We start from the raw sequence: 26,495 nt of genomic DNA on the forward strand, positions 1-26,495 counted from the left end.
GAACCTGGAGCGGACATGGACAGCAAGAAGGAAGACAGCAAGGGCCACGGGCTTGGCGAGGTCAAGGCGCTGGTGTTCGATGTGTTCGGCACGGTGGTGGACTGGCGCAGCAGCGTCAGCGCCGACCTCGCCGCGTTCGGCAAGCGCAAGGGCATCGAGGCGGACTGGGTGGCKTTCGCCGATGCCTGGCGCGCCGGCTACGTGCCCGGCATGGACCGCGTGCGCGAGGGCGAGCGGCCCTGGGCCAATATCGACGTGCTGCACCGCGAGCGGCTCGACGTGCTGCTCGACGAGTTCGGCATCGAAGGCCTGGACGAAGTGGAGAAGGACTATCTCAACCGCGCCTGGCACCGGCTCTCGGGCTGGCCCGACACCGTGCCGGGCCTCACGCGCCTGAAGCAGCGCTACATCATCTCCACGTTTTCCAACGGTAGCGTGTCCTGCCTGGTGAATACCGCCAGGCATGCCGGCCTGCCCTGGGACGCGGTGTTCAGCGCCGATATCGTGCGGCATTTCAAGCCGGACCCGAGGATCTACCGGGGCGTGATCGGCTTTCTCGGCCTGCGCCCGCACGAGGTGATGCTGGTGGCGGCGCACAACGACGACCTGCGCCACGGGCGCTCGCACGGCATGCGCACCGCCTACGTCAACCGGCCTGCCGAATATGGCCCGAACCAGTCCAGGGATCTTGCCGCCGAATCCGACTGGGATGTGGTGGTGAGCAGCATGACCGAGCTGGCGGACCGGATCTGCTGATCCGCCCGGTTTCGTGCTTTCCGTTTCGCGCGGGTCGTCGCATGCGCCGGCCCGCGCACATCCAGGGCGGAGATCCGCGCGCGTRCGCGGCGCATGAAGTGCAGGCCGCACATCGCATGAAGAGGTTTGCCCAAGCGGTTTGCCCAAGCGGCTCCCTGTCGGATACATTAGGATTCCCGGCCGCCCGTCATTCCAGAGGCACATAGAGCCGGCGACGGCGCCAGGCCGGGAGACGACAAGGAGACGACGATGGACCTGCGGCAACGCGAGCACATCGATGCGGTAGTGCAGCTCACCACGCACGCCGGCGCGCTGTTGCCGCGCGCGCCCGAGACCATCATCCAGAACTCCTGGCGGCGCTGCGTGCACCAGTACGGCCTGGACCCGGCGCGCATGCAGCAGGCCTGCATCCTGCCGCAGACGCGCCTGCGCGAGCACCAGCAGCGCATCGACGATTTCGCCCGCATCGCGCGCCACGGGCTGCAGACGCTGTACAGCCAGGTCGCCGGCATGGGCTACGTGGTGCTGCTCACCGACGCGCAGGGCGTGACGGTGGACTACCTCGGCGACGCCAGTGCCGATGCGCGCCTGCGCCGCGCCGGCCTGTACCTGGGCGCGCAGTGGAGCGAGGCCGGCGCCGGCACCTGCGCGGTGGGCACCGCGCTGGCCACCGGGCAGGCGCTGACCGTGCACCAGGCCGACCATTTCGACGCCACCCATATCCCGCTGACCTGCACCGCCGCGCCGCTGTTCGATTCGCACGGCAGCCTCTGCGCCATCCTCGACATCTCCGCGCTGACCTCGCCGCAGGCCAAGGACAGCCAGGGCCTGGCGCTGCAGATGGTGCGCATCTACGCCAGCCATATCGAGAACGCCAGCTTCCTGCGCAGCCATCGCGAAGACTGGATCCTCAAGCTCAATGCCGCGCCGGAATTCGTCGACGTGAACCCGGAATACCTGCTCGCGCTCGACGCCGGCGGCCGCGTGGTCGGGCACAACCGCCGCGCGCAGCAGATGCTGGGGGCCGAACCCGGCCTGGGCGGGGCGCCCCTGCTTGGCATGGCCTTCGAGGCGCTGTTCGACGCGCGCCTCGACGAACTGGGCCGCTTCGTGCATTCGCGCCCGAGCGAGCAGCGCGCGCTGGCCCTGTCGCGCAGCGGCACGCGGCTCTACCTGAGCGTGATGCCGCCGGCCCTGCGCTGGCAGCCGGCCGCCGCCGTGCGCAGCCCGCCGCTGCAAGCGCCGCTGGCGGCCCTGTGCGGCGGCGATGACGCGCTGCAGCAGCAATTGCTGCGCGCCGCCAAGCTGGTCGACTCCCCGATCAACCTGCTGATCAACGGCGAGACCGGCAGCGGCAAGGAATATCTCGCCAAGGCGCTGCACCAGTCCAGCGGACGCCGCCAGGGGCCCTTCGTGGCGGTGAACTGCGCGGCGATCCCCGAATCGCTGATCGAGAGCGAGCTGTTCGGCCACCTGCCCAACAGCTTCTCGGGCGCCGGCTCGCGGCCCAAGCGCGGCCTCATCCAGGAAGCGGACGGCGGCACCCTGTTCCTCGACGAGATCGGCGACATGCCGCGCGAGCTGCAATCGCGCCTGCTGCGCGTGCTGGCCGAAGGCGAGGTGCTGGCCATCGGCGCGGCGCGGCCGGTGCCGGTCAGTGTGCGCGTGATCTCCGCCACCCACCATCCGCTGGACCAGCTGGTGAGCAGCGGCCGCTTCCGCGAAGACCTCTACTACCGGCTCAACGGCGCCCGCCTGATGCTGCCGCCGCTGCGCGAGCGCTCGGACCTCGACTGGCTGATCGGCAAGATGCTTGGCACTGGCACTGGCACTGGCACTGGCACTGGCACTGGCATCGGCGCCGGCGCCGGCGCCGTCAGCCTGTCGCCGGCGGCGCGCGCGCGCCTGCACGCGCATGCCTGGCCCGGCAACCTGCGCGAACTGCGCAACGCGCTCGAGTATGCGCGCGCGATCTGCACCGACGGACATATCGAGGTGGAAGACCTGCCCGAAGGCATTGGCGCGGCGGCGCGCCAGCAAGGCCTGCTTGCCACGGCGGCCGCGCCGGCGGCGCCGGCCGCCACCATGGCGCAGCCGGTCCCGGTCCAGGTGCCGGCGATGGCGTCGCCGGCACCCGGCTTCGATCCGCACCAGCTGCCGCCCGAAGCGATGTTGCTGATGCAATATCTGCGCGCCGCCGGCTGGAACCTCAGCGCGGTGGCACGCCAGATCGGCGTGAGCCGCATGACGCTGTACCGGCGCATGGCGCGCTACGGCATCGCGTCCCCCAACCAGCGCGACGCGGCGCACGACTGAGCGCGGCGCCGCGCTGCGCCCCGCGCCTCGCGACACCTGTCCAGCGGCCGTACACCTGATGCTGTGACACCTGTCACGCGGTGCGCCGCCACGCCCGGCCAAAGTCCCTTTTTCCTGCGGGTAATCCCGCGCTTTTCCTGCCCTGCGCGCGTGTCCGGCGGGTGGCACGCCCATTGCGATATGCCTGTCACAAGACAAGACGGCAGGAGACACGCATGGGTGAGCAGACGCTGGCCGAACGGCCCCTGGTGGGCATCATCGCCAATCCGGTCTCGGCGCGCGATATCCGCCGCGTGATCGCCAACGCCAACACGCTGCAACTGGCCGACCGCGTCAATATCGTGCTGCGCCTGCTGGCCGCGCTGGCCGCCTGCGGCGTGGGTCGCGTGCTGATGATGCCGGACCGCGAGGGCATGCGCGTGCTGCTGGCGCGGCACCTCGCGCGTCGCCAGGGGCCGGACGCAGCGCTGCCCGGGGTGGAGTACCTCGACATGCCGGTCACCGCCCGCGTGGACGACACCTTCCTGGCCGCGCGCATGCTGCGCGAAGCGGGGGTGTCCGCCATCATCGTGCTCGGCGGCGACGGCACCCACCGCGCCGTGGTGCGCGAATGCGGCGACGTGCCGATCGCCGGCATCTCCACCGGCACCAACAACGCCTATCCCGAAATGCGCGAGGCCACCATCACCGGGCTCGCCACCGGCCTGTTCGCCAGCGGGCGCATTCCGGCGGCGCACTCGCTGGCCGGCAACAAGCGGCTGGACATCTGCATCGCCGGCACGAACGAGGTGCGCCGCGATATTGCGCTGGTGGATGCGGTCATCTCCCACGAGCACTTCATCGGCGCGCGCGCCCTGTGGAAGACCGAGACGCTGGGCGCCGTGTACCTCGCCTTCGCCGATCCGCAGGCCATCGGCCTGTCCGCCATCGGCGGCCTGCTCGACCCGGTGGGCCGGCACGAATCCGGCGGGCTGGCCATCGAGCTGGCGGCTGCCGGCGCAGGCCGCTTCGAACTGCGCGCGCCGATCGCGCCTGGCTTGCTCAGCGCGGTGCCCATCGCAGGCTGGGAGCGCCTGACCGACGGCGTGCCGCACCGCGTGCGCCAGCGCAGCGGCGTCGTCGCGCTGGACGGCGAGCGCGAGCTGGTGTTCGGCGAGCAAGACGAAGTCACCGTGACGCTGCGCGAGCGCGCCTTCCTCAGCATCGACGTGGCGGCCTGCATGCGCTACGCCGCCGCCGCCGGGCTGATGCGCGGCGGCCGCGCGCCGAGCGCGCAGGCGCCGCCTTCGCATGCGGCGCCGCCCCTGGCGTCCCGGCCAGTCTCGCAGCCGTACCCGCACCCGCATCCGCACCCTCAGTCGTAACCCCGCTCACATACCGCCACTGCAAAAACCGTGAAGGAGACAGACATGACGACAACCTCAAGCAGCCAGAACACGCTGCCCCTCGGCAAGGAAGACCTGCTCGCCGTCTACCGCCGCATGCGCACCATCCGCGATTTCGAGGAGCGGCTGCACGTGGACTTCGGCCGCGGCGACATCCCCGGCTTCGTCCACCTCTATGCCGGCGAGGAAGCCGCCGGCGTTGGCATCCTGCATCACCTCGGCGACGGCGACCGCATCGCCAGCACGCACCGCGGCCACGGCCACTGCATCGCCAAGGGCGTGGACCCGGTGGCGATGATGAAGGAGATCTACGGGCGCAAGGGCGGCTCGTGCAACGGCAAGGGCGGCTCCATGCATATCGCCGACCTGTCCAAGGGCATGATGGGCGCCAACGGCATCCTCGGCGCGGGCGCGCCGCTGATCTGCGGCGCCGCGCTGGCGGCCAAGTTCCGCGGCAAGGGCGAGATCGGCATCACCTTCGCCGGCGACGGCGCCTCCAACCAGGGCACCTTCCTGGAGAGCCTGAACCTGGCCGCCGTATGGAACCTGCCGGTCATCTTCGTGATCGAGAACAACGGATACGCCGAATCGACCGCGCGCGACTACGGCACCGCGGTGGACAGCTATGTGGACCGCGCCGCCGGCTTCGGCATTCCCGGCGTGACCGTGGACGGCACCGATTTCTTCGCCGTGCACGAGGCTGCCGGCGAAGTCATCAAGCGCGCCCGCGAAGGCGGCGGCCCGGCCCTGCTCGAATGCAAGATGGTGCGCTTCTACGGCCATTTCGAAGGCGATGCGCAGACCTACCGCGCAAGCGGCGAGCTCGACGACATCCGCGCCAACAAGGACTGCCTGAAGAAGTTCTCCGCCACCGTGACCCAGGCCGGCGTGATCGCGCCGGAGGAGCTCAAGGCCATCGACGAACAGGTCGCCGCGCTGATCGRAGACGCGGTGCAGCAGGCCAAGGCCGCGCCGTTCCCGACCGCCGCCGACCTGCTGACCGACGTGTACGTCAGCTACTGAGCGCGGCGCAGACCGGACCGCACGAACGAACAGCACGAACAGCACGAACAGGAGACCAAACCATGTCCCGCAAACTCAGCATGAAGCTGGCGATCAACGAGGCGATCGACCAGGAAATGACCCGTGACCCGAGCGTGATCATGCTCGGCGAGGATATCGTCGGCGGCGCCGGCGCGGACGGCGAGAAAGACGCCTGGGGCGGCGTGCTCGGCGTCACCAAGGGCCTCTACGCCAAGCACGGCGACCGCCTGCTGGACACGCCGCTGTCCGAGTCCGCCTACGTGGGCGCGGCCATCGGCGCGGCGGCCTGCGGCATGCGCCCGATCGCGGAGTTGATGTTCATCGACTTCATGGGTGTGTGCTTCGACCAGATCTTCAACCAGGCGGCCAAGTTCCGCTATATGTTCGGCGGCAAGGCCGAGACCCCGGTGGTGATCCGCGCCATGGTGGGCGCGGGCTTCCGCGCGGCGGCCCAGCACAGCCAGATGCTCACGCCGCTGTTTACGCATATCCCCGGGCTCAAGGTGGTGTGCCCGTCCACGCCGTACGACACCAAGGGTTTGCTGATCCAGGCCATCCGCGACAACGACCCGGTGATCTTCTGCGAGCACAAGAACCTGTACGGCTTCGAAGGCGAGGTGCCGGAGAACTCGTATGCGATCCCGTTCGGCGAAGCCAATATCGTGCGCGACGGCAAGGACGTGTCCATCGTCACCTACGGGCTGATGGTGCACCGCGCGCTGGAAGCCGCCGCCACGCTGGCCAAGGAAGGCATCGAGGCCGAGGTGGTGGACCTGCGCACGCTCTCGCCGCTCGATATCGACACCGTGCTGGAGACCGTGGAAAACACCGGCCGCCTGGTGGTGGTGGACGAAGCCAGCCCGCGCTGCAATATCGCCACCGACATCGCCGCCCAGGTCGCGCAGCAAGCCTTCGGCGCGCTCAAGGCCGGCATCGAGATGGTGTGCCCGCCGCACACGCCGGTGCCGTTCTCGCCCGCGCTGGAAGACCTCTACATCCCCAGCGCGGCGCAGATCGCCGATGCCGCGCGCAAGACCGTGAAAGGAGGGAAACACTGATGGCCGAGATCACCCCGATCGTCATGCCCAAATGGGGCCTGTCGATGAAAGAAGGCACCGTCAACGACTGGCTGGTGGAAGAGGGCGCGCAGATCACCGTGGGCATGCCCATCCTCGACGTGGAGACCGACAAGATCGCCAACGCGGTGGAAGCGCCCGACGCCGGCACGCTGCGCCGCAAGGTGGCGGCGGTGGGCGATGTGCTGCCGGTGAAGGCCCTGCTCGGCGTGCTGGCGCCCGCCGGGGTCAGCGACGCGGAGATCGATGCCTACGTGGCCGCCTACGAGACCCCGGCGGCGGATGAGGACGATGACGCTGCCGCGGCGGCCGCCTATCAGTTCATCGATATCGACGGCATCCGCGTGCGCTACGCGAAGCGCGGCGAGGGCGCCGAGACCGTGCTCTTCCTGCACGGCTTCGGCGGCGACCTCGACGCGTGGCTGTTCAATCTCGATGCGGTGGCCGGCACCCATACCGTGGTGGCGCTGGACCTGCCCGCGCATGGCCAGTCCACGCCGCGGCTGCCCGGCACCACGCTGGCCGCGCTGGCGGGCTTTGTCGCGCAGTTCATGGATGCGCTGGATATCGGCCAGGCCCACCTGGTGGGCCATTCGATGGGCGGCGGCGTGGCCACGCAACTGGCGGTGGACGCGCCGCAGCGGGTGCGCTCGCTGGCGCTGATCTCGCCGGTCGGCTTCGGCGACGAGATCAACAATGGCTACACCGAAGGCTTCGTCAGCGCGCAGTCGCGGCGCGATCTCAAGCCGGTGGTGGAGCAGCTGTTCGCCGATACCGGGCTGGTCAGCCGCCAGATGCTGGACGATCTCCTGAAGTACAAGCGCCTGGACGGCGTGACGCAGGCGCTGGCGAGCCTGGGCGAGAGCCTGTTCGGTGGCGGCCGGCAGACCGAGCAGCCGGGGCGCAAGCTCGGCGGCAAGCCGGTGCTGGTGGTGTGGGGGGCGCAGGACCGCATCGTGCCGGCCTCGCATGCGCGCAACGCGCCGGCGCAGGCGACCGTCAAGGTCTTCGACGACACCGGGCATATGAGTCAGATGGAGCGGGCCAATGAGTTCAATGCCTTGCTGAAGGCGCACCTGGGAGGGTGAAGCCTGGCGTTGGGTCCGGGCGTGGCCGCCGTGGCAGCGCCTGGCCATCTTTGTATCTCGGCGGGGACGTGGCAGTATTGGCCGGCGGTACTTGTGCAACGTCGTCACGATGCAACCCATGTCCTTCGCCTACCTCACTCCCGACCCCACCGATCCCGATCCGCTGCGCGCCGAGCAGGCCATGCTCGAGCAGGCCGCCGCCGGCCGCTGGCTGGCGCACCTTTGGCAGGCACCAGTGTCGCTGGTGGTGCCGCGCAGCTACCTGCGCCACGCGCAACTCGAGGCCGGGCGCAGCGCCTTTGCCGCGCGCGGCTGCCCGGTGTGGCTGCGGCTGTCCGGCGGCGGACTGGTGCCGCAGGGTCCGGGCATCCTCAACCTGAGCCTGGCCTATCCGGTGCGCGGCGGCGCCGGCACGCATGCCGAGGCGGTCTACCTGCACCTGTGCGAAGTGCTGGCCGGCGCGCTGTCGCAGCTCGGGCTGCGCACGCACTGGCAGGCCGTGGACGGCTCCTTTTGCGACGGCCGCTTCAACCTGGCCTGGGGCCCGGCCGCGGACGCGCGCAAGATTGCCGGCACGGCGCAGTACTGGCGCCGCGTGGCCGGCGCGGCCGATGCGAGCCTGCACGTGGTGCTGGCCCACGCCGTGCTGCTGGTCAGCGCCGACCCGGAAGAGATCAACCAGCGCGCCAACGCGTTCGAGGCCGCCATCGGCAGCGGGCGCCAGTACCGTGCCGACAAGGTGGTGAGCGTGGCCGGCGCGCTGGCGCAGGACGGGCTCGCCGTGCCCGCCGGGCTGCCGGAGCTGACCGCGGACGCGCTGCGGCACGCGCTTCGCGCCAACCCCCCGGCTTTCGCCGTGCCCGGCATCTGACGTCACCGGCAGCCCGATTCGTCGCTATTGACGATTCGCCCGCCCGGCGCCCGTGGCAAACTGCCCGCCAAGGCACATCCGGGGCGCACCCGGACACAGACAACCGGAGACAGGATATGGCGGGACCCTTGGCAGGACTGAAGGTGGTGGAGATGGTAGGGATCGGCCCGGCGCCGTTCTGCGCGATGATGCTGGCCGACCAGGGCGCCGAGGTGATCCGCATCGACCGGCCCAGGCCCGCCGCCGCGGGCGAGCCGGCCGCCACCAGCGCCGGCCGCGCGCGCTGCGACGTGACCGCGCGCGGCAAGCGCTCGCTGGCCATCGACCTGCGCAAGCCCGGCGCGGCGCAGGTGGTGCTGGACCTGATCGCGAAAGCCGACGTGCTGATCGAAGGCTTCCGCCCCGGCGTGATGGAGCGCCTGGGCCTGGGCCCCGAGGCCTGCCTGGCGCGCAACCCGGCGCTGGTGTACGGCCGCATGACCGGCTGGGGCCAGTACGGGCCGCTGTCGCAGGCCGCCGGCCACGATATCAACTACATCGCCATTGCCGGCGCGCTCCACGCCATCGGCCGCGCGGGCGAGCCGCCCGCGGTGCCGCTCAACTATGTCGGCGATTTCGGCGGCGGCGGCATGCTGCTGGCGTTCGGCGTGATGTGCGCGCTCAACGAGGCGCGCCAGTCCGGCAAGGGGCAGGTGGTGGACGCCGCCATGACCGACGGCACCGCGCTGCTCGGCGCCATGATGTACGGCTTCAAGGCCGCCGGCCGCTGGACCAACAAGCGCGGCGACAACCTGCTCGATGGCGCGGCGCATTTCTACGACACCTATGCCTGCGCCGACGGCAAGTACGTGGCGGTGGGCGCCATCGAGCCGCAGTTCTACGCGCTGTTGCGCGAGCGCTGCGGCCTGGACGACCCGGCCTTCGATGCGCAGCTGGACAAACGCCAGTGGCCCGCGCTCAAGGCTCGCATGACAGAAATGTTCCTCACGCGCACGCGCGACGAATGGTGCGAATTGCTCGAAGGCAGCGATGCCTGCTTCGCGCCGATCCTGGACTGGGACGAAGCTCCCGCACACCCGCACAACCGCGCGCGCGAGACTTTCCTGGAGATCGAGGGGGTGGTGCAGCCGGCGCCGGCGCCGCGCTTTAGCCGCACGCCGGCCGGCGTGCCCCGGGCGCCGGTCGAGGCTGGCGCGGATAGCGAGGCGATCCTGCGTGAATGGGGTGTGGACGCGGGCGTCGTTGCCGCGCTGCGGCGGGACGGGAGCATTTGAGCCTGGGGTTGGCCGCGGCGCCTCAGGGCCGCGCGAACTCGTAGTCGCGCTCGACCTTGCAGATGCGCGTCTTGTACGCCTCGTACCAGCGTTCGCGGCCGAGCTTCTGCGCCATCAGGTGCGCGGCGTCGCGCTTCCATGCGGCGATCGCTTCGAGGCTCTCCCAGTACGACACCGTGATGCCGATTTCCTCGCGCGCCGACTCGACGCCGAGAAAGCCGGGCTGCTGCGATGCGGAGGCTTCCATCGCGTCGGCCATGGCGCCGTAGCCGCCGTCGGCATCGGTGCGGATGGAGGTGAAGATCACTGCGTAGTAGGGCGTGGCTTTGGTGTCTGCGATGGGCATCGGGGGCCTCGTATCGTGGGGTCAGGGCGCTGACTGGCCGATTCTATCAAGCACGCCGCGGTGCCGGTGCGTCCCGTTAGCGCACCGCTTCCGGCTTTTCCTCCCTTCCGCGTTCCGCGTTCCGTTTCCTTTCCCTCCGCCACGCCGGAGCGGAATGCCCGCGCGCGGCCGTGCCCAGGCATCGGCGCAAAAAAATCGCTTGCAAGGCAGGAACGGTTGTACCTAGAATATAAACACATAACAACAGTACTGTGCTGGGCGGACACGGCCAGCGCAAGCTTGGTCCGTTCCCGTCACCCGCTCCGTCCAACCGCTCCGTGCGATCACTCCGCCCTGCCATGTCCCAACAGCAATCACAACCGCAACCGCAGTCCCAGGCCCAGGCCCCCACCGATCCGGCCGGCCCTACCGGCCGGCTCGCGCTCTGGCTCGCCGGCTTCGACCTGGCGCATGCACCGGAGAAGGCCCGCGAGCGCGCCAAGGCGCTGACGCTGGACGGCATCGCCTGCGCCATCGTCGGCGCCCGGCTGCCGTGGTCGCGCACCGCGGTGGAAATCGTGCGCAAGACCGAAGGCCAGGGCAGCCACACCATCGTGGGCTGGGGCGCGGGCACCAGCGCGCCGGGCGCGGCGCTGCTTAACGGCACCTTCATCCAGGGCTTCGAGCTCGACGACTATCATCCGCTAGGCCCGCTACACAGCGCCTCGCTGGTGTTGCCGGCGCTATGGGCGGCGGCAGCCGGCGAGCAACGCGTGAGCGGCCGCGAATTCCTGCAGGCGGCCCTGGCCGGCTACGAGGTCGGGCCGCGCGTGGGCATGGCGCTGCACGGCGGGCAGATGCTCTCGCGCGGCTGGCATTCCGGCTCGGTGTTCGGCACGCACGCGGCCGCCGCCGCGGTGGGCAAGCTGCTGGGCCTGGACGCCGCCCGCTTCGAGGATGCGCTGGGGCTGGCGGGCACGCAGTCGGCCGGGCTGATGGCTGCGCAGTACGAGGCCATGTGCAAGCGCATGCACCACGGCTTTTCCGCGCGCAACGGCTTCTATGCGGCGGTGCTGGCGGCGGGCGGCTACACGGGCATCAAGCGCGTGTTCGAGCGGGAGTACGGCGGCTTTCTCTCCACCTTCGGCGAAGGGCATGCGCCCGATGCGTCGCAGATCACCGATGGCCTGGGCGAGCGCTGGGAAGTCGAGCGCATCGTGATCAAGCCATATGCGGCCATGGGCGGCATCCACGCGCCGCTGGACGCGCTGTTCGACGTGGGCGCGCAGCGCGCGCTGCGCGCGGAGCAGATCGCGCGCATCGAGGTCGACGTGTCGCACGCCGTCTACCACCACGGCTGGTGGGTGCCGGAGCGCCCGCTCACGCCGATCGGCGCGCAGATGAACATCGGCTACGCGCTGGCGGTGGCGGTGCTCGACGGCGCCGCGCTGGTGCCGCAGTTCGCTCCTTCGCGCATCGACGCCGACGATGTCTGGGCGCTGCTGCCGCGCATCGCGGTCAGGCACGATCCCGGGTTCGACGCCGCCGGCCAGCATGGCCGCGGGCGCGTGCGCCTGGCGGTCACMTTCACGGACGGTCAGCGCATCGAGATCAACCGGCAGATGTCGCGCGCCATCGAGTCGCCGCAGTCCAATGCCGAGGTGGCGATGAAGTACCGCGCGCTGACCGGCGGCCTGATCGATGCAAAGCGCCAGTCCGACATCGAAGCCATGGTGATGAACCTCGAACAGCTGGACGATGTGCGCGAGTTGCTGGCCCTGCTGGCGCCGCCGGTGAAGAGCGCCTTCGAGTAAGGACCGGGCGGCTCGCTGCCCGCGCTCAACCTGGCGAGGTTCGGCTGAGCGGCTTCGCCAGCAGGCGCAGCGCAACGCCGTCGGCGAGGATGACAAGGGCGGCGCCGATCACGGTCGCCGCCACGCGGTCGGCCAGCATGCCGCTCATGGCCCCGGCCGTGGACGCATTGCCCGCGCCCGTGATCAGCACCATCAGCGGCGTCATCGCCGCCGAGTAGGCGAGGTAGTTGCGGCTGCGCAGCAGGGGCCGCATGCCGGCCAGCCAGCCGGCGTTGACGGCGATGACCCAGGCCGGCAGCTGGTGGCCGAGCAGCAGGGCGGCCAGCAGCACACCCAGCACGGTGCCGCCTACGCGCTGCGTGGTCTTGAGCGAAGGCAGTCCGGGCTGGCGCTGGATCAGCAGGGCCACCGTCAGCGCGATCCAGTCGAAGTGATGGCCGGGAAACAGCCAGCGCAGCGCGGCGGCTGCGGCGAGCGCGCCGGCCAGCGCGAGCAGCAGGAAGCCGCCGCGGTACGGCGCCGCGCCTGCGCTATTGGCGGCGATGACCAGGAACAGCAGCAAGCGCGTCGAGGCAACGGCGAGCGGGCGGCTATAGGCCCCGATGGCCGCGGCCGCGACGGCAAGCAGGATGACGATGGCGTCGCTGGCCGCGCCATGGCCGGAGCAGGCCGCGGCAACGGCCGCCGCCGCAGCGAACGGCGCCAGCAACGCGGCCAGTTCGCGCGCCTGGGCGCCGGCGCTGCGGGCCATCTCCGCTTCGCTGCCCGGCGCGGCCGGCGTGGTGCCGGAACCGATGGCCAGGCTGCCAAGCGCCGCGGCAAGGCCGAGGGGCTGGTGCCCCATGGCGCCGGCCAGCAGCAGCGGTGCGGCCATGCCCAGGCCGGCGGCCAGCATCTCGCCGGCATGTGCCTGCGGACCGGCGGACCAGTGGATGGCGCGTCCCAGATGTGTTTTCTCGCCCAAAGGCTGCCTCCGCGAGCTTGGCCGCATACGTTGATACGCAGGCGAATCTACCCGGTTTCGGTGGCGCTCGTCCATGCCCGGCTGCCGTCCCCTGGCGGTCCCGTCTACGCTTCGGCCCGGTGCGCGAGGAAGTCGCGCGGTGCCTGTCCCAGGGCGCGGCGGAACATGGTGGAGAAGGCCCCGGCATTGGCGTAGCCGGTTTCCGCCGCCACATGGGCCAGCGGCTTGCCACGGCTCATCAGGTCGACCGCGTGGGCCAGGCGCAGCTGCTGGCGCCAGGCCGCGAAGCTGGTGTGCAGCTCGGTGCGGAACAGGCGCGCCAGCGTGCGCTCGCTGGCGCCTGTGTGCGCCGCCCATTGCGCCAGGCTCAGGGCCGAGCCGGGGGCTTCCATCAGCGCATCGCACAGCGCCTTGAGGCGTCGGTCGGTGGGCAGCGCCAGCCCTGGCCACAGGGTGGGCGCCACCCGCAGTTCCTCGAGCAGAAGTTCGGCGCTGAGCTGGCGCCGGCGCGGCGAGAGCCGGGCGGCATCGGCCAGCGTGACCAGCAACTGGCGCATCAGCGCCGACACCTCCAGCACCGTGCAGGTGGACAACGACAGCGGCGACGCCGCCGGCAGCACATAGCAGGCATGCAGCGCGGCGTCGCCCAGCGTGACCACCTCGTGCTCCACGTCCGGCGGGATCCATACCGCGCGCATGGCCGGCACCACCCAGGTGGTGCCGGCCGCGGTCACGCGCATGCTGCCGCGCAGCGGCAGGGAGACCTGGCCCCAAGCATGCCGGTGGCGGCGAATGATCGCATTGGGTGGCGGCAGGCGCAGGTGCACGATGACCGGTTGTTCGGCGGTGGGCTCGGTCAGCGGTATGGGCTGGTAAGTCGGACGTGGCATGCGGGGCGAAGTGATGGAACCGGATTGCCGATGGTGGCTGGAATTCGTAAGAACTTGCCCGGAAAGTGTAACCCGGCCACGGCGCATCGCCCTAGCATGGCGCACATCCCAAGGCACCCCGGAGTTCGCCCCCATGAGCCATACCAGCCCCCAGCCAGGCTATCCCGCGGCCGGCGCAGCCGCCGCGGCCCCGCCGAAGCCCGCGCCCAGCCCGCCGCAAGCCGGCAATCTCTCCGACAGCGCGCGCGCCGCCGCCGTCATTGCCGTATGCGTCACCGCGGTCTGGCTGGCGGGGCACGCCCTCGGCGCGCCCGGCCCGCTTGTCCTGGCGGCGGCGCTGGTGCTGTCCACGGTGTGCTGCTGGGCGCTCGGCGTGCTGCCCGAGCCCACCACCACGCTGCTGTTCTTCCTGTGCGCCGTCCTGCTGCACGTGGCGCCGCCCCCGGTGGTGTTCTCCGGCTTTACCTCCACCGCCTGGTGGCTGATGTTCGGCGGCGCCGTGACCGGCGTGGCCTTGCGCCAGACCGGGCTGGCGCAGCGCCTGGCGGCGATCATCTTCCGTGGGCGGGTGGGCAGCTACCGGCAGGTGATCGCCACCGTGGCGCTGAGCGCGGTCGGGCTGGCCTTCCTGATGCCGTCGACCACCGGGCGGGTGCTGCTGTTGATGCCCATCGTGCTGGCGCTGGCCGACCGCCTGGGCTATGGCCCCGGCTCCAACGGCCGCATCGGCATGGTGCTCACGGTGGCCGCGGCCAGCTATATGCCGCCGACCACCATCCTGCCGGCCAATATCCCCAATAGCGTGCTGCTCGGCGCGGCGAGTTCGCTGTACGGCGTGAACCTGAGCTACGGCAGCTATCTCTTGCTGCATTTCCCCATCCTCGGCGCGCTCAAGACCGTGCTGCTGGTGTGGCTGGTGTGCCGGCTGTTCCCGGAGAAGGGGCAGCTCGCCGCGCTGCCGCCCCAGGACCTGGGCACGCCGGGCCGGCAGGAGACCGTGCTGGCGGCGATCCTGGCGCTGGCCGTGGCCGGGTTTGCCACCGATGCGCTGCACGGTATCTCGCCTGCCTGGATTTCGCTGGCGGCCTGCATCGTGTGCCTGCTGCCGGGCGTGGGGCTGGTGTCGCCGCGCATGCTGGCCGAGCAGGTGCACCTGACGCCGCTGATCTATGTAGCCGGCTTCCTCGGCCTGGGTGCGGTGGTGGAGTCGACCGGGCTGGGCACGGCCATCAGCAAGGCCTTGCTGCAGTGGCTGCCGTTGTCGCCGGGACATAACGCCGCGAATGTGGCGGCGCTCGGCGCGGTGGGCGCGGCCCTGGGGCTGGTGACCACGCTGCCGGGCCTGCCGGCGGTGCTGACGCCGCTGGCCAGGGAACTGGCGCAGGCCACCGGCCTGCCGCTGGAAACCGTGCTGATGCTGCAGGTGCCGGTCTTTTCCACGGTGTTCTTTCCCTATCAGTCGCCGCCCATCGTGATCGCCATGCAGCTTGGCGGGGTGGGGCTGCGCGCAGGCACCCGGCTGTGCCTGGCGCTGGCCGTGCCGACCTTGCTGGTGCTGATGCCGCTGGACTATGTCTGGTGGCGGCTGCTGGGCTACCTGCCGTGAGCCGGACCGCCGCCTGCAAGCTTGCGCCATCTGAGGCATGATCACGCCCTTCGACCTCTGGTTAACCCGTATCGGGYGCCGGCCGAGGTCAGCTGCAGGAATACGATCATGACGACAAGAGCGGACTGCGCGGCGACAGCGCAGGCGGGCCCCGTGGGCGGCGCGAGCTGGATGACGCTGCTGCTGGCGACCGCCTGCGGCCTGATCGTGGCCAATCTGTACTACGCCCAGCCGCTGGTCGGCCCGATCGGCCATGCGCTGGGGCTGTCGCCGCAGGCCGCCGGCCTGATCGTGACCGTGATCCAGGCCGGCTACGGCGTCGGCCTGCTGCTGATCGTGCCACTGGGCGACATCATCGAAAACCGCCGGCTGATCTGCACGCTGCTGGCGGCCAGCGCGGTGGCGCTGGCCGCCGCGGCCCTGGCCGGCCATGCCGGCGTGTTCCTGGCGGCGGCCGTGTGCATCGGGCTCAGCTCGGTGGCGGCCCAGGTGCTGGTGCCGTTCGCCGCGCACCTGGCCCCCGAGCATGCGCGCGGCCAGGTGGTGGGCAATGTGATGAGCGGGCTGATGCTCGGCATCATGCTGGCGCGGCCGGTGTCCAGCCTGGTCACCGACCTGTGGGGCTGGCATGCCATCTTCGCCGGCTCGGCCGTGGGCATGGCCGTACTGACGACGGTGCTGGCGCGCCTGCTGCCGGACCGCCGCCCGGCGCCGGCGGTGCGCTACGGCGCGCTGCTGGCTTCGATGTGGCAACTGCTGCGCAGCCAGCCGGTGCTGCGCCGGCGGGCTGCCTATCAGGCGTGCATGTTCGGCGCCTTCAGCCTGTTCTGGACCACCGTGCCGCTGTGGCTGGCCGGGCCCGGATTCGGCATGAGCCAGAAGGGCATCGCCCTGTTCGCACTGGCGGGCGTGGCCGGCGCCGTGGCGGCGCCGCTCGCCGGACGCGCGGCCGATCGCGGACTCGGCCGCCGCATGACCACGCTGGCCATGGCGCTGGCGGCTGGCGCCTTCCTGCTGGGCATGGCCGGCACGCCGGGATCGACGCCGGCGCTGGCGGCACTGACCCTGGCTGCCATCACGCTGGACTTCGGCGTGGCCGCCAACCTGGTGGTCGGCCAGCGCGCCATCTTCGCGCTCGGCGGCACCATCCGCAGCCGGCTCAACGGCATCTTCATGGCGATCTTCTTCACGGGTGGCGCCGTTGCTTCCGCGCTGGGTGCCTGGGCGTTCGCCTACGGCGGCTGGGCGCTGACCAGCTGGATCGGGTTCGGGCTGCCGGTGCTGGCGGTTTTGTATTTCGCCACGGAGCGGCAACAACGGCCGGCGGCGCACCGCTGAGTCGCGGCCAGCAAGCCCCCCGCATCCCGGAAGGTCCCCCCGGAGGTCCCGAGAGACCCCCAGCCGGCATCAGCCGGCTTTTTTTCTTGCGGCCAAAGATTCTTCATCTCCCGGTCAACGAGACGTATTACCATCCGTTACGAATTATTACGAGATGGATACATTTGCCCGGTTCTGGCCCCTGGTCCGGATCCGGCCGTTTCGTGAAATTCGTGTCAAGGGCAGCAATCAGCATAAGACCGGATACCGGCTAGCTGCATCAGGAACAGGGGAGCATCAAGTCGTGCAGGGACCCATGTCTAGCCTTCAGTGGCTGTCGGCCATCCATGCCCGTGGTTATTTCAATAACCTCGGGCCGTTTTTCTATCTTCGCTATCTCGCTACGCTGACGGCGCTGGCGGCATTCTGCTATCCGCAACAAGGTGGCCGCTGGCGCTTCAAGCGGATAAAGCTGATTTGCCGTTCGGCGTTCCGTTTCGCCGCAGTGCGCGGCTGGTTGCAGGCCGTGGAGTCGTGTGCGCTGATGCGGCGCGTGGCCGCGGCCAAGCCGGCGCTGCTGGAGCGTCCGTACCGCCCGCTGGGCGTGTCCGGACTTGGTTTTCGCGAGCGCATGGGCACGGTACTGGACCACTACCGGACCTTGAACGCGCTGGTGCCGCTGGCGCTGTGCGAGCGCATTTACGTGCAAGGCGGCCTGGAATGTGCCTTCGGCGAGGGCCGCTACGTGCTGCGCCTGGCCGATGCCGGGCCGAATCCGAAGGAAGGCGAACTGGCCTTCTACTGGCAGGACATCGCCAGCGGCACCTGCCTGAGCCAGATCAGCTTCTACCTCAGGCGGGGCAAGGATGGCGCGGAGATCTTCGTCGGCGGCCTGCAGGGCCCGATGGGCGAGAACAGCCGGGACCTCATCCGCGAGTCGACCAAGGCCTGCGACGGTCTGCGCCCCAAGGACGCAGTGATGGAAGCGCTGCTGGGCTTTGCCGCCGCGCTGGACGTGCAGCGCATCGTGGGTGTGTCCCGGGCCAATCACGTCGGGCGCCAGCGCCACACGCCGCGCGAGATCCTGTGCGACTACGAGAGTTTCTGGATGGAGTGCGGGGGCGAGGTGCTTGAGGGCGGCAACGTGGGCATGCCGGTCGGATTGCCGCGCCGCGATGCAATGGAACTGCCGTCCAAGAAGCGCTCGGCCTACCGGCGCAAGCAGGCGCAGGCCGACGGCGTCCAGGCCACGGTGCAAGGCTGGCTGGCCGCGCCCGTGGCGGCGTCGGCGGTCATCCCGGCGCCCGACCTCAGGCAGGTCAGGCCGCCGCAATACGCGCAGGCGCTCGCGGCGTGAGCCACGCGGCGCCATGCCGCACGACATGGACTGCAAGCGAAGCGCGGGRGCCATCCCGCGCTTTTTTCATTTCCGGCCCCTGCTCGGCCCCGACCCCCTAGTTAACCCTAGTAGTCTAGCTTTGTAGACCTTACTAAAGTAGCTCGCTTGCAGCCACGGCTGCGCCAGCCGCCGCCGGGCCAGCCCGCGCACCCGGACGCCCATGCAGAACCCTCCGCCGAACCCGGCCTTTGCCAGCGATCTCCTCTCGCGCAGCCGCCAGCCCGTCTATCTCCAGCTTGCCACCATCTTCCGCCGCCATATCGAGAGCGGCGAATGGCGGCCGGGCGCCCGCATCCCCTCGCTGGAACAGCTCTGCCGCGAGTTCGGCGTGGCGCGCATGACGATGCACAACGCGCTGTCGCTGCTGGACGAGGAGGGCCTGCTGACCCGCGAGCGCGGGCGCGGCACTTTCGTCAAGACCGGCTACCGCGAGCGGCGCCCGCTGATGCTGCCCGTGAGCTGGGACCAGGCCGTGGCGGTAGGCGACCGGCTCGGCACCGAGGCGCTCAGCGAATCCGACGGCCTGGTGCCATTGCCCGACGAACTGGGGCTGCCATGCAGCGCCGCGCGCGCGCCGGGCTATCATTTCCTGCGCCGGCTGCACCGTATCGAGCAACGGCCGTTCGCGCTTGGCGAGGTCTATATCGAGGCCAGCGTGTTCGCGCGCGAGCCGGAGGCCTTCCGCCAGGGCGCCTCGGTGCCGGTGCTGGACCGCTTTCCGCATCTCAAGGTGACGGCCGCCCGCCAGCGCCTGTCGATCATCGCCGCCGGCGCCGAAACCGCAGCCCGGCTGGCGTTGCCGGTGGGCGCGCCGGTGGCCGAACTGCGCCGCCATGCCTGCGTGGACGGCGTGATCGTCTACTACGCACGCATCGAATTCCCGAGCGAGTTCGTGTGCCTGGATTTCGACCTGCTCGCGCCGGGCGCGGGGGCTGCCCCGGCCTATCCGGCACGCGCGGCCACGCAACCGTGAGCGGGCCAGCAACCCGATTCCGCATCCCGATTCACATCCACATCCCCATCCAGCAACCCAACCGGAAAACAAGCAAATGCAGACTACCGAGCGCAACCAGGCGAATCATGGAGACCACGGGCAGGGCGAACTGAACGGCGCCGAGAGCCTGGTGAAGACGCTGCTGGCGTGCGGCGTGGACACCTGCTTTGCCAATCCCGGCACCAGTGAAATGCACTTCGTGGCCGCCCTCGACCGTATCCCCGGCATGCGCTGCGTGCTCGGCCTGTTCGAAGGCGTGGTCACCGGCGCGGCCGACGGCTACGCGCGCATGGCCGACAAGCCCGCGGCCACCCTGCTGCACTGCGGCCCGGGCCTGGCCAACGGCCTGGCCAACCTGCACAACGCGCGCCGCGCGCAGACCCCGGTGATCAACATCATCGGCGACCAGGCTACCTATCACCGGCCGTTCGACGCGCCGCTGACCGCCGACACCGAAGGCTGGGCGCGCCCGGTTTCGGTGTGGACCCGCACCGCCACGCACGCTGCCTCGGTCGGCGCCGATGCGGCCACCGCCGTGCAGGCGGCCTGCGCCGCGCCGGGCGGCGTGGCCAGCCTGATCCTGCCCTCGGACGTGTGCTGGGACGCCGGCGGCAAGGTGGCCGCCCCGCTGGCGCCGCTGCCGGTGCCCAAGGTCTCGCCCGACGCCGTGCAGCAGGCCGCGCGCGTGCTGCGCTCCGGCCAGCCCACGCTGATCGTGCTGGCCGGCACCGCGCTGCGCGAAGCCGCGCTGGCGGACGCCCATCGCATCGCCGCCGCCACCGACGCGCGCCTGATCACGCCGATGTCCAATGCGCGCGTGTCGCGCGGCCGTGGCCGCTTCAACGTAGACCGCGTGCCGTACTCCGGCGACGCGGCGCGCGCCAAGCTGGCCGGCATCCGCAACGTGATCCTGGTCGGCGCGCCGCCGCCCGTGACCTTCTTCGCCTACCCCGGCAAGTCGCCGCGCCCGTATCCGGAAGACGCCGAAGTCTTCGTGCTCGCCCGCCCCGAGCAGGACCTCGCCGAAGCGCTGGCGCGCCTGGCCGACGAACTTGGCGCGCCMGTCGTGGCGCTGCCCGCCTCCGTCTCCATGCACGAGATCGCCAGGGGCGCCGTGACCTCCGAAGCCGTGGCGCAGACCCTGACCGCGCTGCTGCCAGAGCAGGCCATCGTGGTGGAAGAAAGCGTGAGCTTCGGCCGCGCCTTCTATCCCGGCACCGTGCACGCCGCGCCGCACGACTGGCTGCAACTCACCGGCGGCGCCATCGGCGAAGGCCTGCCGCTGGCCACCGGCGCCGCCGTCGCCGCGCCCGGCCGCCGCGTGGTCGCGCTGCAGGCCGATGGCTCCGGCATGTACACGCTGCAATCGCTGTGGACCATGGCGCGCGAAAAGCTCGACGTGACGGTGGTGGTGCTCGCCAACCGCAAGTACGCCATCCTGCTGGGCGAACTCGCCGGTGTCGGCGCCAATCCCGGCAAGACCGCGCTCGACATGCTCRACATCGGCAACCCCGATCTCGACTGGGTGAAGCTGGCCAATGGCATGGGCGTGGAGGCTGCGCGCGCGGTGGACATGGAGGGGTTTGCGGCGCTGTTCACGGCGGCCAATGCGAAGGCGGGGCCGTTCTTGATTGAACTGGTGATTTGATTTTTCATGTTGCCGGCGCGAACCTGACTCCACGTTCGCGCCGGCGCGCTCCGGCCCCATTGCCGGACGGCGGCAGCATCTCGCCATCGCGGAAGCCAGCCGCGACGAAATCCGTGCGCTTTCTGAATTTTCAGCCGCATGAATGGGAAACGGCCTATATACGGGGGCGCTGTTTACCTGAAGCATGGCTTGTATCGCCTTTGGCATTCCAAAGAGATCGGCCATGCCCAATCATTCCGCCCTGCGTTTCAACGTCGCCTGTGCTGGTAACTCACCGCCGCTAGCGTGCGCTCCAGCATCCGGCAGACCGCCGGACGGCGAGTTCTCCCAGTCTTTCTCGGACGCTTCGTAAGCGCACGGGAGTGACCATGCCTTCGTTCAAGTTCCCCTTCAAAGACAAGGCCGGCAAGGAGGTGCGCGACGCCGCGCTCTACTACACGGCGCTCAGCCTGGCCGACAACGGCTTCTATCCGCTGGGCCCCTCCGGCGTGCATTGCGGCATTCACTACGTCCAGGCGATGGCCAACACGCTGGCGGGCAACAAGCTGACCTACTTCTGTCTGGCCATGCACCTGCGCTCGTTTAGCGACTACGAGCGCCTGGGTGCCAAGGTCAAGCGCCCGGACTACTGGCCGGCAACCGTCTACCGCGTGGCGCAGAAAGCGGATCACAAACAAGCCAGCCCCAAGCAGGCAGCCGCGTCGGGCGCAACCGCACAAGCGGTCTTGGGCCTGCGCATCTGTTCGCTACCCAATCCCAAGGGCACCATCCTCGGCATCCTGCCCCGCGGAGCCCGCTTCACCGCCGTCGAACGCAGCGCGGACAAGAATTGGGTCAGGATCCGCAGCTTGATCGAGGGCACTATTGCCCCTCCAACTACTGGCCAAATCGAGCCGCTGGGCGGCGCAGAGCGTGGCTGGGTGCCGCTCAGCCATCTGGAGCCGCAAGGCAAGGCCCCCGAAATCTTCGACAGCGTGGTCACGCCCAARTCCGCCATCGSCRTCAAGGCYGGCGCCTTGCTCGGCCACCTGGGGGARTACCGGCGAATCAAGGATCCTGGCCAGGACAGGGTGATCCTGCAYCAGGAGATCATTGCCGGTCCTGAATTGAGTGGCTTCCTCGCCAAGAGCCGGGCGGCCGCGGCATCGGCCAAGTTGCMGGAGAAGACACTGCTGCGCGTGGCGCCGAAGGCGCCACTGTGCAACCCGGTGCTGGCCGAGGCCAAGGCCGGCTTGCTTGCCGCSAACACCCTCGTGGAGCTGGACGGCACTCCGCATGAGGATGCCCTCTACGTGAAGGTCAGGMCGGTGCAGACCCTGCAGTGGATCGAGCGCAAGGCAGCGTTGCCCAAGGGCGCCAAGGAGGCGAGCCTGTTCCGGTACRGCAACGGCGTGCCGTATGCGGCGAGGGATATTGTCCGACCGCCCAAACAGGGCACCGTTGGCAAGCCGGGCGCCACGCTCTATCGGGGCATCCTGGTGGCTGCGGCTGCCGGTGCCCCCGTGTGGATCACCAGAGCGGCCTATGACGCAATACCGACCTTGGGCAAAGGCGATCGAGGCAAGCTACTGGTGGCCGATCTGGAACAGGGCTGGCCGGTTTTTCCCCTGACGTTTGTCGCCAACGGTCCCATCAACGGCCCGTATCCCCAGCGCTTCGACATTGCAACACTGACGCAGTCAAGGCCGGCCGCGCCGGATCCCACTAAGCTACCCACCACCTTCGCCCTGGACGAAACCGGCAAGCGCTGGTGGCAGGTGCAGATCAGCGACGACACCACCACCGCTATCGGCTGGGCTGGGGAAGTGGGCCATACCGGCATCACCCTGCATTCACCGCATGAGTGGGTGGACTTCAAGCTGATCGAGTCCAAGCCAACGGGCGAAGGCTACGGCAACATCTTCACSACCGCGGCCCAAATGGCTGCGTTCCAGGGCGGCGAGCTGGCGCTCACCGATGCGCAACTCGACGGCYCCATGCGCGAGGTCTTCGCCAGCCTCGATACCATCCCCGATCACCGMCTGACCCTGGGGGAACTGCGGGCTGCCCAGCGCAGCCGCGGCAAGCTCGGCGAGCTATCGCGGCTGATCATTCGCTACCCGAGCGAATGGAAGGCCGACCCGGCGAGCTGGGATGCCTGGGACAAGAACGTGCCGCGCTCAGCCCGGCCCGCGTGGCAGAGCGAGAAGGCGCGGATTGCCAAGCTGGTGTGGTGGGATGCCGTGGCGGGGAGGGTGGAGGGTTTTCCTGTCGATCCGTTTGTGTTTCACATCCATCCCGTGGCAGTGGTTGGGAACTTCATGCGATTTTCTGCAACGCGGCTTTCAGAGAAGGGGATGTGGTTCATTTACAAGCAGGAGTCAACTCCCGGGACTTCAGAGAAACTGCATTGGCCGGGCTGGGCGAGTGGGGTAACGCTAGGGCCCGGTTACGACATGAAAGAGCGCAGCACCTCCAGCATAAAGCGCGACATGGTCGCCATCGGTATTAAGGAATCTACGGCGATTGCAATCTCGGCTGCATCAGGCCTGGGAGGCAGTGAGGCTCTCAAATTTGCCAAGGATAATTCCGCTCTCATTATCCTGACGGAGGCTCAGGAGTTCGCGTTGCTACGTCACGTAGTTCCAGGCTACGAAAACATGGTGAAAACGGCAATTCATGTCGACCTTGATCAAAACGAATTTGATGCCATCACTTCTTATGCTTACAACCCAGGAGATAGTTGGGCAAAGGTTGTATCGTTCATAAATGACGGAAAAATTGAAGAAGCTATGGCGATCATAAGGAAAAATATCTACTCAGGCGGCAAGATTGCTACCGGCCTGGTAAAAAGGCGAGAAGATGAAACAAAGCTTTTTCTTCATGGCGTGTATGAATACCATGGAGCCCCAATAAGCTAGCACAAAACCAATAATGAAACACATACCATCAATCATTTTTTTTGCAAAATTAGTATTATGCGCATTAATTTTTTTCCGCATTTTGATTTTTCCTGCGGCTGCAGGGGGAAAAAAAAATGAGCCAATACCATCAAGCCTCGCCGGAAGATGGGAGGTATCAGAGGTGCACGTAAACATGGAATCCGGACGCACAATGCACTACGGCTGGAACTCTCCGTCGCTCCGATGGAGAATTTTTAATTTTAATGCCAAAAAGATCTCAAGTGACACCTCGGAGGATGTTGTAGCATGCAACAACCCCACTGCAACTCTCAGGCGATTGAGAGTCGACGACCTAATTAAGTTAAGTTTCGGTGGCTACGGGATTAATTCCGGCGACTCTCCTATCAAAGACTATAGATTGGGACTTGCAAATAACCTCAARGCCGATGTTATCGTAATTCACTGCAAATCTGGAGTATGGAATGGCTCTATCGCTACGCCTCATCTTTCGCCAGACGGGGGGCCTCCTGGATCCTGGCTGTTTCTTCTCAGCAAGAAAAGGATGGTTATGCGCTGGTATGATCAAACAATATTGGTATTGTCGAAGCTCCCCTCCAACGCAAAACCCTCGCCGTCGTTCCATTGCGACAAAACCAAGCTCAATGCGGAGCTCGCGATTTGCCACTCGTTCGAACTTTCCGGCCTCGATAAGAGCATCGCCTTTGGATATCAGTTGCTCGTAGAACAGGAGCGGAGAATTTCAGGTGCCACGACCGAAATACGTCAACAACAACGCTCATGGTTAGAAGAACGTAATGCCTGCGACAAAAACGAAGCATGCATTCTTGCCACCATGAGGGAAAGACTTGAATGGCTCAGATCAAAGGTCCCTTGAGACGGCCGAACCGTAACAATCGTCCTTGTCACTCAGCCTGATAGCCTTCTCATTCGGGCCCAGTACTACGTCGAGTCCTCCGCTAACGGTCCCCCAGCATGCACTGAACGCTATTACTTGCTGAGTCAGAGTGCCGAGGCAGTCAGGCCAATCACTAAGGCCCACCGTTCTTGCACGGCACCAGAGCCTGGCATCAATTAGTCGCCGCCCCTGCATATGAATCCAGCATATTTTTGGAGTTGGCCCCACGAAGCCCGTCGTCCTTGCCGGCTATCGTCATTCCAATTTACGGTGCCGGCGCGGTCGTCAGCAGCGGTACCAATGTCAATTTCAGTGACAGTGCCGTGAGACAGCGGGAATACTGTGCAATAGAAAATTATCGCCATGACGGAAGACACTATCGCAGGATAGTTCGGCAATCGCGTCGACTACACCAAGGTCGAGGTACACCGCGACCAATGGAGGTTGAAAACAGATACTTGTCGACGAAATGTCGCCGCCAGCAGCAATAGCCACGCCCGCGAATTTCTGATTATTCTGATTGAAATGGGTCATCTGATGGCCTATATAGTTCATCTGAAATCCATTGCGAACGGAGAAGAGGAACGTCATGGCAGGATGTGGAAGCCCCGATTGTCTGACCTGCCGCGCCGTGCGGGTTCCCGTACAGCCCACGACAGATCCACCCCCCCGTCTTTGATGAGCAACTGTGGCTGTTAGGCAAAGATGGCGAGCCTGCCCTGTCACTTGCCTTACAGCGTCCTGCTTGATGATGGCAGCAGGCGAACCGGTGTCACTGACAGCAACGGCTGTACCGAACGAATCGTTACGTATCGCCCCAGTTCCATCCTCTCCCTCACGTTGACACCGCCGCTCATTGCGCAAGAGGCAGCATGTTGCGCCACAGAACATGGCGATGGGCGATCAACAGACAGGATATATATCAACAATCAGAGCAACTCGGTCGCAACAACCAATAACAACAATGTAGGGACGTCCAAAGTCACAGTGTCATTGCCGGAAGGTACCGAACGCGGCCTTACCGCGGAAGAAATTGCCATGGCACGTACGGTGTTCGGCAACGGGATTGACTACACCCAGGTCAGAGTTCACCACGGCGGCTGGTGGTTATTCATGGGAAAGCAAGACCCCACAACCGCAGTCACGCCGAACGGGGAGATGTACTTCCCTTCGGCCATTTACCGAGATGACTTCGCAGGCGCCGACGACAGGGGTCGTGCGTTGTTCATGCATGAGCTGGCGCATGTCTGGCAATACCAGATGGGCTATGGCATCAAACGCAATGCCCTCACTGTCACGAGCCGAGGCGCATCCGCCTATGGCTACAGCCTGACACCCACCAGTCGCCTGAGCGACTTCAACATGGAGCAGCAGGGCAACATCATGTCCGACTACTACATGATCTGCATACTGAGGCGGCCACAGCATGCATACAATCCACAGATGAGCTCAGAGTTGCTATACAACGTCATGACGCCCTTCGTGAACCCGCGCGACAAGAGCCACCTCCCGAAATAACCCAAGGCGCCCATGAACATTCATCGCATTGTAGTGAGCTGCCTTTTGGCTGGCGGTCCGGTCGTGAGCCATGCGGATACCTCCCTTTGGCCTCCATCACTGGACATCAAGCAGATGGGAGACATTCCTGTCGCCTGCTTGCCGAAGGAGGCTAGCACGAGCATCGGATTGCAGGTCGCTGCCGTTGCAGAGATAGCCTCAGGCTGGCCACCGAAAGAATGGGCCATTGAGCTAATGCCGGGTATGAAGCCTTTGATCTTGCGTCCCGGCGATTGCGTCTTTTATGGCCGGCCATTGAGAGGCTACAAGGAGATCGGCGGGTCAAAACCACTTGAGGCAGGAAACACGTATGGTTTTGCATTCCGTCAAACCGGGCAGACTGGCAGCAGATACGTTGGCATCTTCTGCGTTC

21 protein-coding genes are annotated in these 26,495 nt (G+C 67.6%); 18 read left to right on the forward strand and 3 right to left on the reverse strand.

Annotated elements, in window-relative coordinates; genetic code table 11:
• The first annotated feature begins 15 nt into the window (after positions 1-15).
• The 8 genes from AC1DO7_RS00480 to AC1DO7_RS00515 all read left to right on the forward strand — a co-directional run bounded on the left by AC1DO7_RS00480 (position 16) and on the right by AC1DO7_RS00515 (position 9,810).
• Complete coding sequence (locus AC1DO7_RS00480) at positions 16-756, forward strand: haloacid dehalogenase type II (protein ID WP_441617341.1); 741 nt, start codon at positions 16-18, stop codon at positions 754-756.
• Positions 757-1,005: 249 nt separating this feature from the next.
• The gene (locus AC1DO7_RS00485; RefSeq protein ID WP_441650293.1) at positions 1,006-3,072 is read left to right on the forward strand and encodes a sigma-54-dependent Fis family transcriptional regulator; all 2,067 of its coding nucleotides are present in this window, start codon (positions 1,006-1,008) and stop codon (positions 3,070-3,072) included.
• Between the two features lie 215 nt (positions 3,073-3,287).
• Positions 3,288-4,436 carry an ATP-NAD kinase family protein gene (locus AC1DO7_RS00490; RefSeq protein ID WP_441617345.1) on the forward strand — a complete coding sequence of 383 codons (1,149 nt, stop codon included), beginning with the start codon at positions 3,288-3,290 and terminating at the stop codon, positions 4,434-4,436.
• A gap of 45 nt (positions 4,437-4,481) precedes the next feature.
• On the forward strand, positions 4,482-5,480 hold the full coding sequence (locus tag AC1DO7_RS00495; protein WP_477115668.1) for a thiamine pyrophosphate-dependent dehydrogenase E1 component subunit alpha: 999 nt from the start codon (positions 4,482-4,484) through the stop codon (positions 5,478-5,480).
• Positions 5,481-5,542: 62 nt separating this feature from the next.
• Positions 5,543-6,559, forward strand: coding sequence for an alpha-ketoacid dehydrogenase subunit beta (locus tag AC1DO7_RS00500; protein WP_441617348.1), 1,017 nt, complete (start codon positions 5,543-5,545; stop codon positions 6,557-6,559).
• The gene (locus AC1DO7_RS00505) at positions 6,559-7,665 is read left to right on the forward strand and encodes an acetoin dehydrogenase dihydrolipoyllysine-residue acetyltransferase subunit (RefSeq protein WP_441650291.1); all 1,107 of its coding nucleotides are present in this window, start codon (positions 6,559-6,561) and stop codon (positions 7,663-7,665) included. The genes AC1DO7_RS00500 and AC1DO7_RS00505 overlap by 1 nt, the downstream gene beginning before the upstream one ends.
• A 118-nt stretch (positions 7,666-7,783) precedes the next feature.
• Positions 7,784-8,536, forward strand: a complete 753-nt coding sequence (locus tag AC1DO7_RS00510) for a lipoyl protein ligase domain-containing protein (RefSeq protein ID WP_441650290.1) — start codon at positions 7,784-7,786, stop codon at positions 8,534-8,536.
• Between the two features lie 116 nt (positions 8,537-8,652).
• Positions 8,653-9,810 (forward strand): CaiB/BaiF CoA transferase family protein, encoded by a 1,158-nt coding sequence (locus AC1DO7_RS00515; RefSeq protein WP_477115669.1) that lies wholly within the window; start codon positions 8,653-8,655, stop codon positions 9,808-9,810.
• 22 nt (positions 9,811-9,832) lie between these two features.
• On the opposite strand, the gene AC1DO7_RS00520 is transcribed toward AC1DO7_RS00515, so the two are convergent.
• Positions 9,833-10,156 (reverse strand): antibiotic biosynthesis monooxygenase family protein, encoded by a 324-nt coding sequence (locus tag AC1DO7_RS00520; RefSeq protein WP_441617356.1) that lies wholly within the window; start codon positions 10,154-10,156, stop codon positions 9,833-9,835.
• A 338-nt stretch (positions 10,157-10,494) separates the two neighbouring features.
• Here AC1DO7_RS00520 and AC1DO7_RS00525 point away from each other — a divergent pair, with 338 nt between their 5' ends.
• On the forward strand, positions 10,495-11,949 hold the full coding sequence (locus AC1DO7_RS00525; RefSeq protein WP_441650438.1) for an MmgE/PrpD family protein: 1,455 nt from the start codon (positions 10,495-10,497) through the stop codon (positions 11,947-11,949).
• A gap of 25 nt (positions 11,950-11,974) precedes the next feature.
• On the opposite strand, the gene AC1DO7_RS00530 is transcribed toward AC1DO7_RS00525, so the two are convergent.
• Both AC1DO7_RS00530 and AC1DO7_RS00535 read right to left on the reverse strand, forming a co-directional pair.
• Positions 11,975-12,913 carry an FUSC family protein gene (locus AC1DO7_RS00530; RefSeq protein ID WP_441650439.1) on the reverse strand — a complete coding sequence of 313 codons (939 nt, stop codon included), beginning with the start codon at positions 12,911-12,913 and terminating at the stop codon, positions 11,975-11,977.
• Positions 12,914-13,017: 104 nt separating this feature from the next.
• Positions 13,018-13,803, reverse strand: a complete 786-nt coding sequence (locus tag AC1DO7_RS00535; protein ID WP_441617361.1) for an AraC family transcriptional regulator — start codon at positions 13,801-13,803, stop codon at positions 13,018-13,020.
• Positions 13,804-13,936: 133 nt separating this feature from the next.
• Between AC1DO7_RS00535 and AC1DO7_RS00540 the strand changes: the two genes are divergently transcribed.
• The 9 genes from AC1DO7_RS00540 to AC1DO7_RS00580 form a co-directional block, all read left to right on the forward strand.
• Entirely contained in the window at positions 13,937-15,409 is a 1,473-nt protein-coding gene (locus AC1DO7_RS00540) for an SLC13 family permease (RefSeq protein ID WP_441650440.1), read from the forward strand.
• A 108-nt stretch (positions 15,410-15,517) separates the two neighbouring features.
• Positions 15,518-16,747 (forward strand): MFS transporter, encoded by a 1,230-nt coding sequence (locus AC1DO7_RS00545; protein ID WP_441650441.1) that lies wholly within the window; start codon positions 15,518-15,520, stop codon positions 16,745-16,747.
• 295 nt (positions 16,748-17,042) lie between these two features.
• A complete protein-coding gene (locus tag AC1DO7_RS00550) occupies positions 17,043-18,083 on the forward strand; it encodes a DUF535 family protein (protein ID WP_477115670.1) in 1,041 nt (346 codons plus the stop codon).
• A gap of 202 nt (positions 18,084-18,285) precedes the next feature.
• Positions 18,286-19,098 (forward strand): GntR family transcriptional regulator, encoded by an 813-nt coding sequence (locus tag AC1DO7_RS00555; protein ID WP_441650443.1) that lies wholly within the window; start codon positions 18,286-18,288, stop codon positions 19,096-19,098.
• Positions 19,099-19,228: 130 nt separating this feature from the next.
• Positions 19,229-20,767 (forward strand): acetolactate synthase large subunit, encoded by a 1,539-nt coding sequence (locus AC1DO7_RS00560; RefSeq protein WP_477115674.1) that lies wholly within the window; start codon positions 19,229-19,231, stop codon positions 20,765-20,767.
• Positions 20,768-21,135: 368 nt separating this feature from the next.
• Positions 21,136-23,667, forward strand: coding sequence for a glycoside hydrolase family protein (locus tag AC1DO7_RS00565; RefSeq protein WP_477115671.1), 2,532 nt, complete (start codon positions 21,136-21,138; stop codon positions 23,665-23,667).
• 13 nt (positions 23,668-23,680) lie between these two features.
• Positions 23,681-24,544 (forward strand): lysozyme inhibitor LprI family protein, encoded by an 864-nt coding sequence (locus AC1DO7_RS00570; protein ID WP_441618160.1) that lies wholly within the window; start codon positions 23,681-23,683, stop codon positions 24,542-24,544.
• Between the two features lie 726 nt (positions 24,545-25,270).
• Positions 25,271-26,083: an eCIS core domain-containing protein gene (locus tag AC1DO7_RS00575; RefSeq protein WP_441618158.1), complete on the forward strand. Its 813-nt coding sequence runs from the start codon at positions 25,271-25,273 to the stop codon at positions 26,081-26,083.
• A 12-nt stretch (positions 26,084-26,095) separates the two neighbouring features.
• Positions 26,096-26,495, forward strand: a 400-nt coding sequence (locus tag AC1DO7_RS00580; protein WP_477115672.1) for a hypothetical protein, incomplete at its 3' end; no start/stop codon positions are given.

The organism is Cupriavidus sp. 05N40, from assembly GCF_056397305.1.